Source organism: Streptomyces sp. NPDC093795 (assembly GCF_044764665.1).
Classification (GTDB): Bacteria; Actinomycetota; Actinomycetes; order Streptomycetales; family Streptomycetaceae; genus Streptomyces.
The window spans coordinates 165,807-178,413 of sequence record NZ_JBIWIO010000012.1; the positions used below are offsets into that span (position 1 = coordinate 165,807).

Here is a 12,607-nt window from a genome sequence, read left to right on the forward strand (position 1 = left end):
GTCAGTCCTCCCCTCCCGCACGGAAGACGGGAAGCTCCAGCTCCTCGTCGACCCGCAGGAACTCCAGCCGCACCGGCATCCCGATCCGCACCTTGTCGTACGGCACCCCCACCACGTTGCTGACCATCCGCACGCCCTCGGCGAGTTCGACCAGCCCGACCGCGTACGGCGGGTCGAAGGCCGGGAAGGGCGGGTGGTGCATCACCACGTACGAGAAGACCGTCCCGGCTCCGCTCGCCTCGACCGTGTCCCACTCGCGCGAGCCGCAGTCGGCGCACCCCGGCAGCCAGGGGAAGCGGAGGGCGGCGCAGTCGCCGCAGCGCTGGATGAGCAGCCGGTGCGCGGCCACGCCCTCCCAGAACCCGGCGTTGTCCCGGTTGACCACGGGCCGGGGCCGCCTGGACGCGGACCTGGGCACGGCCCCGGACGCGGCCCTGGGCGCCGGCTCCGGCCCGGGTTCCGTCTTCGGGGGCCGGGCTGCGGGCGCGTACTTGAGGATGCGGAAGCGGTGGGTGCCGGCGAGCTCGCCACAGGCGCGGACGTCCGTCCGGGTGGTGACGAAGTGCCCCGATCCGAGCTTGGTGGTCTTGCGGGCCGACACGGACTCGATGACCGTGTCGAAGGTGATCTCGTCGCCGGGCCGCAGTGGCCGCAGGTACTCCTGCTCGCAGTCGGTCGCGACCACGGCGGTGTACCCGGCCCCGTCGAGGAGGGCGAACAGTTCCTCGTGGGCGGAGGAGCGGCCGCTGTGCCCCGAGAGGCCGCCCATCGTCCAGGCCTGGAGCATCGTCGGCGGTGCGACGGCCTCCGGCCCCCGGTAGGCGGGGTGGGCGTCCCCCATGGCCTCGCACCAGTGCCGGATCATGGGCAGGTTCACCGGATCCTTGCCCAGCCCGGCCGTGGCGGCGGCCCGCCCCACGAACCCCCGAAGCCGCTCGTACGACCCGTCGGACACCTCCGGCACCTCCGACGCCCCAGCCGCATCGGCCCCGCTCTGTCCCTCCACCAGGGTCATCGCCGACCCCTCCCCCTCATACCGAGCCGCATCCTCGCGACGATCTCGCGCTGCACCTCGCTCACCCCTCCCCCGAAGGTGTTGATCTGCGCGGCCCGGTTCATGCGCTCCAGCTCACCGCCGTCGAACTCCCCCGGCGATCCCGCTCGCACCGTCCCCGCCCCGCCCGCGATCTCCTGACATATTCGATACACCTCCACCGCCGATTCGGTTCCCATGAACTTCACGCCGCTCGCGTCCCCCGGGGCCAGCCGGCCCGCCCCCACATCACCCACCAAACGCCAGTTGAGCAGGCGTGTCGCCGCCAGTCGGGCATGTGCTTCGGCGGCCCGGATCCGAATCCACGGCTCGTCAACCCGGCGCCTGCCCGTCACCGGATCGGGGATGCGGGCCCGGTCGAGCACCGCTGCGAAGAAGTCCTCGGCCTGCATGCCGATCGCGGCGAGCGCGACCCGTTCGTGGTTGAGCTGGTTGGTGATGAGCCCCCAGCCGCCGTGCTCGGGCCCGACCAGGTTGCCGGCGGGCACCCGTATCCCGTCGTAGTAGGTGGCCGTGGTCGTCAGGCCGCCCACGGTCGCGATCGGGGTCCAGGAGAAGCCCGGGGCGTCGGTGGGGACGAGGACGATCGAGATGCCCCGGTGCGGGGGCGCGTCGGGATCGGTGCGGCAGGCGAGCCAGATCCAGTCGGCGTTCTGGGCGTTGGAGGTGAAGATCTTCTGGCCGTCGATCAGCCAGGAGTCCCCGTCGCGGACGGCCCGCGTCCGGAGGGAGGCGAGGTCCGTGCCGGCCTCGGGTTCGCTGTACCCGATGGCGAAGACGGTCTCGCCACGCAGGATCCGGGGGAGGAAGAAGGCCTTCTGCTCCTCGGTCCCGTAGGTCATGAGGGTGGGGCCGACGGTGTTGAGGGTGACCATCGAGACGGGGGCGCCCGCGCGGTACGCCTCGTCGAAGAAGACGAACTGCTCGTCGGGGCCCCGGCCCTGCCCGCCGTACTCCTCGGGCCACCCGAGGCCGAGAAACCCGTCGGCACCGATCCGGCGGAGCAGCAGGCGCTGGGCGGCGGTGTCGGCGGCGGGCGGCGGGCCGTCGGGCATCAGGTCCCGGAAGTACGCGCGGAGTTCGGCGCGCAGCCGCAGCTGCCGCTCGGTCGGGGCGAGGTGCACGGCGACGGCCTCCCGTGGGACGACTGAGGTTTCTGACTGTCCGTCAGATTCAGGACCTCTGTCAAGGTCGGCGACCGACCGCGCGTCCCACGCGCACCCCCTGCATGCCCCCGCCCGCCCCGTACGCACCCCCCGCCTGCCCCGTCGTACGCACCCCCTGCGCGCCCCCGCGCACGAAAGCGCGACGGCCCGCACGCCGGTACCGAAGTACCGGCGCACAGGCCGTCGTTCACACCGCGGTCACGCCCCCCGTCGGGCCGGCTGCCGTGCTGCTGGTCACCACCACGGGTAGAAGTTGACCACCGGGTTGCTCTGGGTGATGTGGGTGAAGCCGGAGCCGTTCACGCTGGCCGTGTTGTTCTGGTTGGAGGCACCGGAACCGGTCGCCACCTGCTGCGTCGTGGTCGAGTTGCCGTCGTTTTCCCCACCCACACCACTGCCGATGATCGTGGCGACGCTCGTGTTCGATCCGTTGTCCGCGAACCCGCCGTTGTCGGCCTGGGCCACCCCGGCGAAGAGCGCGGCGGCGAGGGGCAGGGCGGCGGCAGCGGCGAGGATGCGGGCGGTACGGATGCTTGCCATGTGTGTTCCTCCGGGAACTGAAAACTGGTGCTGACTGCGCGGAACTGCTCTGAAGTGCGCCGGACTGTTCTGCACTGTTCTGCACTGCTCTGAACTACGGCCGTCTTCCAGGGCAGTTGGCCGACCGCCCCGGTTGTTCGTGCTCGACGTCGCGAATCCAGAGTTGCCCACCGAATCCCCGGCGAACCACCCCGGAGCGGCTGTTTCCCCCGCAAGCGTGAGGACAAGCCGATAAACCCCATGAATACAAGGAAAGGCCCAGCTCACCGGGGGAGAGGCACTTCAGGACAGGCACAGCCGGTGTGCCGCAAGGGAGGAACCGTTCCGGCAGATTTCCCGCCAATCTCCCCGCGAGAAGAACGCGACGGCGAGTCGCCCCGGCACAGCACCAGAACAAACAAGCAAAAGGGGAAAAAGGTTCGACGACACGACAAGGGAGGTGGCCTGCTGGATTCTCCGACCCCCTACGGGATCTCCTGCCCCACAGCCGACTCGAAGGCCGCGTACGCGCGCGCGTCGAACAGCACGAACCGCACTTCCTCCACCTCGGTACGGGCCTCCCGTACCGTCTCCACGGCGATCCGGGCGCCGTCCTCCATCGGCCAGCCGTAGATCCCGGTGGAGATGGCGGGGAACGCGACCGTGCGGTCCCCCAGTTCGTCGGCGACCCGCAGCGATTCGCGGTAGCAGGAGGCCAGCGCGTCCGAACGGTCCACCTCCCGCGACCAGACGGGCCCGACCGTGTGGATCACATGCCGGGCCGGCAGCCGCCCCGCCGTCGTCGCCACGGCCCGCCCGGTCGGCAGCCCCTTGCCGTAGTGCGAGCGGCGCAGGTCCTGACAGGCGGCGAGGATCTCGGGGCCGCCCTTCCGGTGGATGGCTCCGTCGACTCCCCCACCCCCGAGGAGCGAGGAGTTCGCGGCATTGACGATCGCGTCCGCCGGCTCGGCGGTGATGTCCCCCTGCACGAGCACGATCCGCACCACGACAGAACCCTTTCTCCAGCAACCCTCCGGCGAGGCCATACAACCGGATCAACCCGAAGGGGCGCCCCGAATAAACATCCGGGGCGCCCCTGAGGGCGATGCGCGCCTCCGCTCTACCGCTGAGGCGGGGAGTCCGGCGGCGGCGGGGAGTTCGGCGGTGGGGTGTCCGGCCCCTGCCCCGTGCCGCCCATCTGCTGCCTGAGCTTCTCCTGGGCGGTGTCGACGTGACGGCTGTACTTGCCCTGGGTCCGGCCGTCGACGTAGTCACCAGCCTTGTCGACGCCCTTGGAGGCCTGTTCCTCGTGGCCCTTCAGCATCCCCTTGAGCTTGTCGAACACAGACATCTGGCCCTCCTAGCCGCTGTTCCAGCCCCTCCAGCATCGCGGCACCACCCGACTCCCGCATCCGCTGAGCGACCCCACCACCCGGAACAGCAAACGACCCCCGACCGAATTACCTGGTCAGGGGCCGTTCATCTGCGGTGGGTGTGGGATTTGAACCCACGGTGACATCGCTGCCACGACGGTTTTCAAGACCGTTCCCTTAGGCCGCTCGGGCAACCCACCCCGCGCCGTCGGTGTGTGCACGGGCGGCGCGGGGAACAGCCTAACCGGTCAGCTGTCGCCGGTGCGTTCGCCGAGGGTGACCGTGGCCGTGGAGGTCTTTCCGTCGCGTTCGTAGGTGATCTTGACGGAGTCGCCCGGCTTGTGCGTCCAGATCTCGCTGATCAGGGTCGGGCCGCTGTCGATCTGGCGGTCGCCGAAGCCCGTGATCACGTCGCCCGGCTTCAGGCCCGCCTTCGCCGCGGGGCCGTCGGGGACGACCGCGGGGGTGCCGCCCGTGCCCTGGGACGCGATGGTGGCGCCCTCGCCCCTCATGTTCACCGTCGCACCGATCACCGGGTAGACCGGCTTGCCCGTCTTGATCAGCTGCTGGGCCACGTTCTTCGCCTGGTTCACCGGGATCGCGAAGCCAAGGCCGATCGAGCCCGCCTGGGACTGGCCGAAGCCGCTCCCCGTGGACTGGATGGCCGAGTTGATGCCGATCACCGCGCCGCTCGCGTCGAGCAACGGGCCGCCGGAGTTGCCCGGGTTGATCGACGCGTCCGTCTGCAGGGCGCTCATGTACGAGTTGCCGCCGCCGGAGCCGTCGCCCGAGGCGACCGGGCGGTTCTTGGCGCTGATGATGCCCGTCGTCACCGTGTTGGACAGGCCGAACGGCGCTCCGATCGCGATCGTCGAGTCGCCGACCGCCACCTTGTCGGAGTCGCCGAGCGGCAGCGGCTTCAGCCCCTTCGGCGCGTTCGTGAGCTTCAGGACGGCCACGTCGTAGCCCTCGGCCCGGCCGACGACCTCCGCGTCGTACGCCTTGCCGTCAGGGAAGGTCACGGAGAGCGTGCCGCCCTCCGCCGCCGACGCCACCACATGGTTGTTGGTGACGATGTGGCCCTCCTGGTCGTACACGAAGCCCGTGCCCGTACCGCCCTCGCCCTCGCCGCCGCCCTGCGCGGCGCCGGACTTCGCCTGGATCGTGACCACGCTCGGCAGCGCCTGCGCCGCGACCGCGGCGACCGTGCCCGGGTCCCGCTTGAAGGCCGCCGGGGCCTGGCCCGAGGAGACCGTCGTGGAGCTGACGCCGTCGTCACCACGCTCGGCCGCCCAGTAGCCGATGCCACCGCCGACGCCGCCGGCGACGAGCGCCGCCGCCAGGACGGCCGCCACGAGGCCGCCGGACCGCTTGCGCGGCGAGCCGGGAGCGGGGGACGCGGGCGGAGGGGCACCCCAGGCCGGTACGGCCGGCGGAGGCGGCGGCCAGCCGCCCGCCGCGGCGGGCGCGGGAGCCGGAGCGGGCGCGGGAGCCTGGGTGGCCGCCGTCGCTTCCGGGGTCTGCACGACGGTCGGGGCGTCCGTCGGGGGCGGCGGCGGGGGCGAGGTCTGCGCCGTCGGCTGGTCCGGTGTCGTCGTCGAGGGAGGTGTCGGCGGGGCGGACGGGGCAGCCGGGTCCGCCGGAACCGCCGTGCCCTCGTTCTCGGTGCTCACAGCTCGCTCTCCTCGTTGACTGCGCGGGGTGGGGTGCCTATGGGGTCACCTGAAGGATCACCTAGGGGATTCAGGGTGCTGCACCAGCTTTTCCCACCGGACGTCAGGGCACGGTAAGGCGGAGCTGTGCGTTCGCACCTCTTCCTTTATATACGGACAGAACGGACGCCTTCCCGTGTGCCCGCTCCGCCCCGCCAATGGCACCATGACGCCGTGACTCACGCACGGCAGCACCCGAACCGCGCCCCCCTCCAGGTCGTCGCCCACCGTGGAGCCTCCGAGGACGCACCGGAACACACCCTGGCCGCCTATGTGAAGGCCATCGAGGACGGCGCCGACGCCTTGGAGTGCGACGTCCGGCTCACCGCAGACGGCCATCTCGTCTGCGTCCACGACCGGCGCGTCGACCGCACCTCGAACGGCCGCGGTGCCGTCTCCGCCCTCGAACTCGCCGATCTCACCGCCCTCGACTTCGGCGTCTGGAAGGGCCGCGACGACTCCGGCGAGAGCCCCGACTGGCGGGACCCCGGGTACACCTCCGTCCTCACCCTGGAACGCCTCCTGGAGCTGGTCTCCGACGCCGGGCGCCGGGTCGAGCTGGCCATCGAGACCAAGCACCCCACCCGCTGGGCCGGCCAGGTCGAGGAGCGGCTCCTCCAGCTCCTCAAGCGTTTCGGCCTCCACGCGCCCGCGTCCCCCACCGACTCCCCCGTCCGCGTCATGAGCTTCTCGGCCCGCTCCCTCCAGCGGATCGCCGTCGCCGCGCCGACGCTCCCCACCGTCTCGCTCGCCCAGTTCGTCTCGCCACGGCTGCGTGACGGCCGGCTCCCCGCGGGCGCCCTCATCGCCGGCCCCTCGATCCGGATCGTCCGACACCACCCCGCCGTGATCCTCCGGCTCAGGAACGCCGGGCACCAGGTCCACGTCTGGACGGTCGACGAGGCCGAGGACGTCGAGCTCTGCGAGCGCCTCGGCGTGGACGCGATCATCACGAACCGCCCGAAGCAGGTGCTCTCCCAGTTGGGCCGCGACTGATCCCCCACTCCCCCGCAGCCCCTTCCTTCCCTTGCGCCACACGGGTTCACAGGGGCTTCAGGGTGTGCACCGGCGCGTTCGGTACCTACGCGATCGTCACGAGTGCCTCATCCCACGCGGATTGGCCGGTTTCCGGTCCAGGCCATTGGGGCATTCACACCGTGGCGTGGGGCAAAGGAGGTCTCGGGGGTGGCGTTGGTGGTGGCACAGGAGGTGCCCACGTCGTCGAGCATGGCCGTACCCCATGGCCCTGCGGGCGTGGGTGCGGCGAGGCACCGGATGCGGGATGAGCTGTACCGCAGCGGGGTGGCCGACACGGTGGTCGACGACGCGGTACTGATCCTTTCCGAGCTGCTCAGCAATGCCTGCCGGTACGGCAGGCCGCTGGGGCGGGCGGACCGGGGCGACGGGGATGTACGGGCGGCTTGGCGGGTGGACTCCGCGGGCGGCCTGCGGGTCGAGGTGACGGACGGCGGTGGTCCGACACGGCCCGTTCCTTCGACGCCCTCGGTCACCGCACGGGGAGGCCGCGGGCTGAACATCATCAGTGCGCTGGCCCAGGACTGGGGCGTACGGGACAGCGCGGCCGGCGAGGTCACGGTCTGGGTGGTGGTCACCGAGGGACACCGCCGCGAGGACTTCGCCGCCCGCGTCGGCGGCGGGGGCTCACGCTTCGACATCCTGGACGCGTACGACGATCTCGACTGACGCGCGCACGGCGTGCGGGGCTGCGTGGCGCGGCGCGTGCGTACATGTGTGCATGTGCGTGCGTGCTGCGGCGCGGCCGGTGCGAGGACGGGTGGGGGTGCGGGTGCGCGTACCGCCCGGCAGGGCAGCGCGCCCCGCCTGAGGGGTGTCGGCGCCCGGTGCGGCTAGGCTCGCGCCCGGAAACAAGCACCGCACCGCCGCGATCGGGAGAAAGCCACACCATGGCCAAGAAGCGCCCCCAGACGAAGGCCGGCAAGACCGGCCAGGCACAGGTCACGAGCGGGGAGATCCCGGTCGTCGGCGCCCGCGAGCCGTGCCCGTGCGGTTCGGGCCGCCGTTACAAGGCGTGTCACGGCCGGGCCGCCGCGCACGCCGTGACCGAGCTCGTCCAGCGCCCCTTCGAGGGGCTGGCCGGCGAGTGCGACTGGGTCGCGCTGCGCGAGCTGGTGCCCGCCGCCACCGTGCCGCTCACCCTGAAGGGCGGGCTCCCGGACGGCGTACCGTCCGTGACCCTCGCGACCGTGCTGCCGATGGCGTGGCCGGCGCTGCGCCGCGACGACGGCTCCGTCCTGCTCGCCCTGCAGAACGACTCCACCTCCGGCGACCTCGCCCGCGACCTCGCCGACACGCTCCAGCGCGCCCTGGAGACCGAGCCGGGCACCCCGGTCCCCCCGCGCCGCGTGCCGGCCGAGGGCCCGCGTCTGCAGGACCTGCTCGACGCGGACGCCGCCTTCGCTCCCGAGGTCCACTCGGGCTTCGAGTTCTGGATCCCGCCGTCCGCGGACGGCGCCGACCCGGAGGTCGCCGCCTCCCTGGAGCGGGCCAACGCGGCCGCGATCCCGACCGTCAAGCTGACGAGCGTCGACTCCGCCTACTGGTGCGAGACCCCGGACAAGAACCACCTGCGCTGGGTCATGCCGCACCCGGAGGAGAAGCTCCTCGACGCGCTCGCCCGGCTCCAGGCCGGCGACGGCACCTCCATCGGCGCGGACACCCGGCTCGTCGGCTCGTTCCGTGCACACGGTCTGATGGTGCCGGTCTGGGACCTGCCGACCTCGATGACCGCCGAGGAGTGCGAGAAGCCGGCCGCCGAGTTCGCCGAGCGACTGGCCGGGGCGCTCGCCTCGGACGCCCCGCTCACCGCGGAGGAGCGGCGGGCGCGCGGCGGCCTCACCAACCGTCAGGTGACTCTCAGCTGATACCCCAGGTGGTATCGGTGACTGACAGACCGACCGGTCGGTGACTTCCACCACAACCCGGTCAAGGGACGGGTAAATCCCTGTCCGAATAACCGAGATCGAATTTGCGAACAGCAGATCTCTTGTTACCGTTCTGGAAGCCCGGTCGCTGGTGCATCCCCCGTCGCCAGCGATCGGGCCTTTCCATGTCCGCTTCCGGCAGGCTCCGGAGCGTCGACGCTCAACTTCCCTCCTGCTCCGCCGTGTTGCTGCCCGCCCGCAGCAGCAGCGGAGTGCTGTCACCCTCGCCCGTGCCCGCGAATTCCGCGACCGCCGTATAGCCCGTGGCCCCGCCCTGACCGCGCTCCCTGGGCGTTTCACAGGTCCCCGGTTCGTCCTGCGCCGGGACCCGGCAGTGGACCTGTACGGTCCGCCCGCCGGGGGCCATGAGGGTCAGAAACGCGTCGAGTTCCTGGCCGGTGGCGTTCCGGTAGTACGTACGCGCCCAGGTGTCGGGGCCCTCGGCCAGTACGCAGGTCTGCGCCTCGACCCCGTCGGGAGAGGCGAGTTCCGGCCCACAGTTCGTGATCCGCTCCGTGACCCCTTCCGGGGACGCCGGGGAAGCCGGAGACGCGGGGGCCACCGGGGACGCCGGAGACGCGGGGACGGCAGCACGAGCGGCTGGAGCCGCCGGAGTAGCCGGAGCCACCGGGACCGGAGTGGGCTCTGTACGGGACCCCAGGTCGAGCCCCCTCAGCAAGCCCCCCGGCTTCGCGTCGGCGGCCTCGGTCGCCCCGGCCGGTCGTACGGGATCGCCCGCCGGCCCCGCCATCGCGACGAGCGGCAGCAGGACGGCGACCGTGACGACGGCCCCGAGTCCGACCACGCGGAGGTTCACCGGACTCATGCGTCCCACCTGCTCCTGCTCGGCTGGAGATCTTGAACGGTGGGGGGAACATATCGGCGGCCGGCGGGCGCGCGGTCGGCCGCGCGCCCATTTCCCGTACAAGTCGGACCAGGACACACCCGTTCGGGTGAAGGGGCGTCCCGGCCGCCCGCTGTCCCGGCCGCCCGCTGTCCCGGCTGCCCGCGGTCCCGGCTACCCGCTCAGTACGTCAGTCGGCTCCCGCCGCCCGGGGTGCTCGTGCTCGCCTCCACCAGGGCGTCGACCACCGCCTCCACGTCCGGCAGCCACGGCCGGGCCGAGCCCGCGAGCGGCGCCCGTTCCCACCGCACCGGCCCGGTATCGGCGAGCGAGGGGGGCAGCAGTAGATAGCCGCCCTCTCCATGGAAGCGCAGCGAGCTCGGCACGCTGTCCTTCGCGTACAGCAGCTCGCCGAGTCTTTCGAGGTCGTACGGGGCGACGAGGATGGACCACCGCGTCGGGGTCGCCACCACCGGGCCGAGCCGCATGCCCGTCGCGTCGAGCGCGGCGAGCGCCCGCGCGCCCGCCGCCGCCGGCAGGCTGACCGCGCAGGGCGCGGCGCCGCCGGTGGCGAGGACCACCGGGGCGTCCGGGCGCCGGGTCCACCACCAGCGGATCATCCGCTCGTCCGTGGTGGCCGCGAGCAACCCGGGGTCGAAGGGATGGGCGCCCGGCACCACGCAGTCGGGGTCGGGGCAGGCGCAGGCGGCTGCCCCCGCGGCCGTACGGGTCGTCGCTCTCAGGCCTGCTCCCGGCAGGACGGGCCAGTTCCATCGGACGGCGAAGGTGATCGCCGCGTCACGCCGGGCGGTCCGCGCCTTGCGTCGGAACCGGAACATGCGTCGCCTTCCGAGGATCTCGCGCATGAGCGCTCGTTCCTTTCCGTTGAACGCCGAATCCACATCACACCATGTGCAGGACTTTTCACCGTGCGTATCAGCGCGTACCGGGCCCGCGGGGGATGGCGGCCCCCGTCGGAGCGGGGCCGGCCGGGCCGTGACCGGGTGGAGCCACGTGGAACCGGATGGAGCGGGATCAGAACCAGGTGGAGCCAGGTCAGAACGAGATGGAGCCGGGTCGGAACCAGGGCGGTCAGAACACGTTCCCCGCCACTCGATGACGGGCTGCGGCCTGCGGCATGAGAGACGCCGGGGCCCCGCGTCCCGTTCCGGGGCAGTACCAACTGCCCCTGCCTGTCACCGATTACGTACCCAGCACGCTCGGAATGACGCGCCTTCAAACGACGTCAGTCGATCGCAAAAGGTGCACACCGGGGACAATTTTCGGCCAACTTCCCGAGGAGTTCAACCCTTGCGCACCACCTTGTAGACAACCCCACGGACACCACAAGTCCCGTGGGGACAATGCTGGACATCGCTCCTCTTGTGCGTGTACATGTGGATGCATCGAGCGGCGCAGAATGACATGGGGGTTTGCGATGCTATGGCGTCAAACGCACCGGTCGGAAAGCCGACTGACATGAGCGCCCCACACATGCCGAAAGTGGCTGGAATCGATTCAACGGTTCCCGGGCCCCCGCACACTACGGCGCCCCTCCCCGGGGTTCCCGCGGCGGCGCCCCCCTCCGACCCGGTCCCCCCGCCCGGCGCGCTGATCCAGGACAGGCTCGCCGCCTGGGTCTCCGACCTCACCACCCTCCACGAACTCACCGAGCGCCTCATCAGGACCGCCTCCCTCGACGAGGCCCTCCGTGAGGTGCTCGGCGCCGGAGCCGCCCTCGTCGGCGCCCGCCGCGGCATGGCCGTCCTCGAACCGGCCGACGGACTGGGCCCCGCCACCACCATCGGCCTCGGCCTCGCCCACTCCGACCTCGGCACCATCGAGACCGTCCCGCGGGGCACCAGCAGTTACGGCCGCCTCCTCGACGGCCTCCCGGACCCCGGCCACCCCGAGCGCGTCCCCGACCCGATCGCCATCCGCGACGTCCGCACCGAGGAAGGCCTCGACCCGCGCCACCGCGAGGTCGCCGCCCGCCTCGGCTACGCCGCCAGCTACGCCCTCCCCCTCGCCACCGAGGACGCCGGCCGGCTCGGCGCGGCCGTCTGGCTCTACGACGAACCCGCCGAACCCAGCGACCGCCAGCGCCACCTCATCGGGCTGTACGGCCGCTTCGCCACCGAGCACCTCGCCCGCCTCCTCCAGGTCGAACGCGCCCGCGTGCAGATCGCCACCGTCGCCGAGGAGCTGCTCCCCAGCCGTCTCCCCCGCGTCCCCGGCGTCCAGCTCGCCGCCCGCCACCGCACCGGCCCCCGGGGCGGCGGCGACTGGTACGACGCGCTGCCGCTGCCCGAGGGCGCCCTCGGGCTCGCCGTCGGCTCCGTCTCCGGGACCGGGCCCAGCGCGCTCGCCGCCATGGGCCGGCTGCGCGCCTCCCTCCGGGCGTACGCGGTGATGGAGGGCGAGGACCCCGTCGCCGTCCTCTCCGACCTGGAACTCCTGCTCCGGCTCACCGAACCCGCCCGCTCGGCCACCGCGCTCTTCGCGTACGCCGAACCCGCCCAGCGCCGGATCGTCCTCGCCGGGGCCGGGCACGCCCCGCCGCTGGTCATCGGCGAGCGGCGCACCGAGTTCGTCGAGACCTCGCTCTCCGCCCCGCTCGGGATGCTCTCCTGCTGGGAGGCGCCGAGCGTGGAGCTGTCCCCGGCACCCGGAGAAACGGTGCTTCTCTACACGGACGGGTTGCTGCGCCGTACCGGAGACGCCATGGACCGCGCCTTCGCCCGGCTGCACGCGGCGGCCGCGAGCGTGCCGAAGGCCGACCGGGGCGACCCGGGCGCCGTCGCCGACCACGTCCTGCGGACCCTGCTGCCCGAGGGCCTCGGCACCGCGGAGGACGGAGAGGACGTGGTCCTGCTCGCCGCCCGCTTCGAGTGACCGGCGGGTGACCGTCGGGTGACACAGCGGTAATGGGTCTTCCGGCCCTGGGCCCCCTTCCGTACGACCGTACGATGGTGG

General features: G+C 72.2%; 12 protein-coding genes and 1 tRNA gene. 4 read left to right on the plus strand and 9 right to left on the minus strand.

All coding sequences use genetic code 11. The features are described from left to right. Nucleotide 1 precedes the first annotated feature (1 nt). From ACIRB7_RS28840 to ACIRB7_RS28870, 7 genes are all read right to left on the minus strand, one after another. Nucleotides 2-1,015, minus strand: coding sequence for a bifunctional MaoC family dehydratase N-terminal/OB-fold nucleic acid binding domain-containing protein (locus tag ACIRB7_RS28840; RefSeq protein WP_403604097.1), 1,014 nt, complete (start codon nucleotides 1,013-1,015; stop codon nucleotides 2-4). After that, entirely contained in the window at nucleotides 1,012-2,178 is a 1,167-nt protein-coding gene (locus tag ACIRB7_RS28845; RefSeq protein WP_403604100.1) for an acyl-CoA dehydrogenase family protein, read from the minus strand. The genes ACIRB7_RS28840 and ACIRB7_RS28845 overlap by 4 nt, the downstream gene beginning before the upstream one ends. Nucleotides 2,179-2,454: 276 nt before the next feature. Further along, entirely contained in the window at nucleotides 2,455-2,760 is a 306-nt protein-coding gene (locus ACIRB7_RS28850) for a hypothetical protein (RefSeq protein WP_403604103.1), read from the minus strand. Between the two features lie 464 nt (nucleotides 2,761-3,224). After that, the gene (locus ACIRB7_RS28855; RefSeq protein ID WP_403604106.1) at nucleotides 3,225-3,746 is read right to left on the minus strand and encodes an O-acetyl-ADP-ribose deacetylase; all 522 of its coding nucleotides are present in this window, start codon (nucleotides 3,744-3,746) and stop codon (nucleotides 3,225-3,227) included. Nucleotides 3,747-3,859: 113 nt separating this feature from the next. Next, a complete protein-coding gene (locus ACIRB7_RS28860) occupies nucleotides 3,860-4,090 on the minus strand; it encodes an antitoxin (RefSeq protein ID WP_403604109.1) in 231 nt (76 codons plus the stop codon). 135 nt (nucleotides 4,091-4,225) lie between these two features. Further along, nucleotides 4,226-4,312 (minus strand) — tRNA-Ser (locus ACIRB7_RS28865). A 48-nt stretch (nucleotides 4,313-4,360) separates the two neighbouring features. After that, nucleotides 4,361-5,785 carry a S1C family serine protease gene (locus ACIRB7_RS28870; RefSeq protein WP_403604112.1) on the minus strand — a complete coding sequence of 475 codons (1,425 nt, stop codon included), beginning with the start codon at nucleotides 5,783-5,785 and terminating at the stop codon, nucleotides 4,361-4,363. A 213-nt stretch (nucleotides 5,786-5,998) separates the two neighbouring features. Here ACIRB7_RS28870 and ACIRB7_RS28875 point away from each other — a divergent pair, with 213 nt between their 5' ends. The 3 genes from ACIRB7_RS28875 (at nucleotide 5,999) to ACIRB7_RS28885 (ending at nucleotide 8,727) form a co-directional block, all read left to right on the plus strand. Continuing rightward, the gene (locus tag ACIRB7_RS28875) at nucleotides 5,999-6,820 is read left to right on the plus strand and encodes a glycerophosphodiester phosphodiesterase (RefSeq protein WP_403604115.1); all 822 of its coding nucleotides are present in this window, start codon (nucleotides 5,999-6,001) and stop codon (nucleotides 6,818-6,820) included. A gap of 102 nt (nucleotides 6,821-6,922) precedes the next feature. Next, nucleotides 6,923-7,528 (plus strand): ATP-binding protein, encoded by a 606-nt coding sequence (locus ACIRB7_RS28880; protein ID WP_403604117.1) that lies wholly within the window; start codon nucleotides 6,923-6,925, stop codon nucleotides 7,526-7,528. Nucleotides 7,529-7,749: 221 nt separating this feature from the next. Next, a complete protein-coding gene (locus ACIRB7_RS28885) occupies nucleotides 7,750-8,727 on the plus strand; it encodes a DUF5926 family protein (RefSeq protein ID WP_403604120.1) in 978 nt (325 codons plus the stop codon). Nucleotides 8,728-8,947: 220 nt separating this feature from the next. On the opposite strand, the gene ACIRB7_RS28890 is transcribed toward ACIRB7_RS28885, so the two are convergent. Both ACIRB7_RS28890 and ACIRB7_RS28895 read right to left on the minus strand, forming a co-directional pair. Then, on the minus strand, nucleotides 8,948-9,613 hold the full coding sequence (locus ACIRB7_RS28890) for a hypothetical protein (protein WP_403604123.1): 666 nt from the start codon (nucleotides 9,611-9,613) through the stop codon (nucleotides 8,948-8,950). Between the two features lie 200 nt (nucleotides 9,614-9,813). After that, nucleotides 9,814-10,497: a bifunctional DNA primase/polymerase gene (locus ACIRB7_RS28895; RefSeq protein ID WP_403604126.1), complete on the minus strand. Its 684-nt coding sequence runs from the start codon at nucleotides 10,495-10,497 to the stop codon at nucleotides 9,814-9,816. Nucleotides 10,498-11,134: 637 nt separating this feature from the next. Here ACIRB7_RS28895 and ACIRB7_RS28900 point away from each other — a divergent pair. Beyond that, the gene (locus ACIRB7_RS28900; RefSeq protein ID WP_403604129.1) at nucleotides 11,135-12,526 is read left to right on the plus strand and encodes a PP2C family protein-serine/threonine phosphatase; all 1,392 of its coding nucleotides are present in this window, start codon (nucleotides 11,135-11,137) and stop codon (nucleotides 12,524-12,526) included. Nucleotides 12,527-12,607 lie beyond the last annotated feature (81 nt).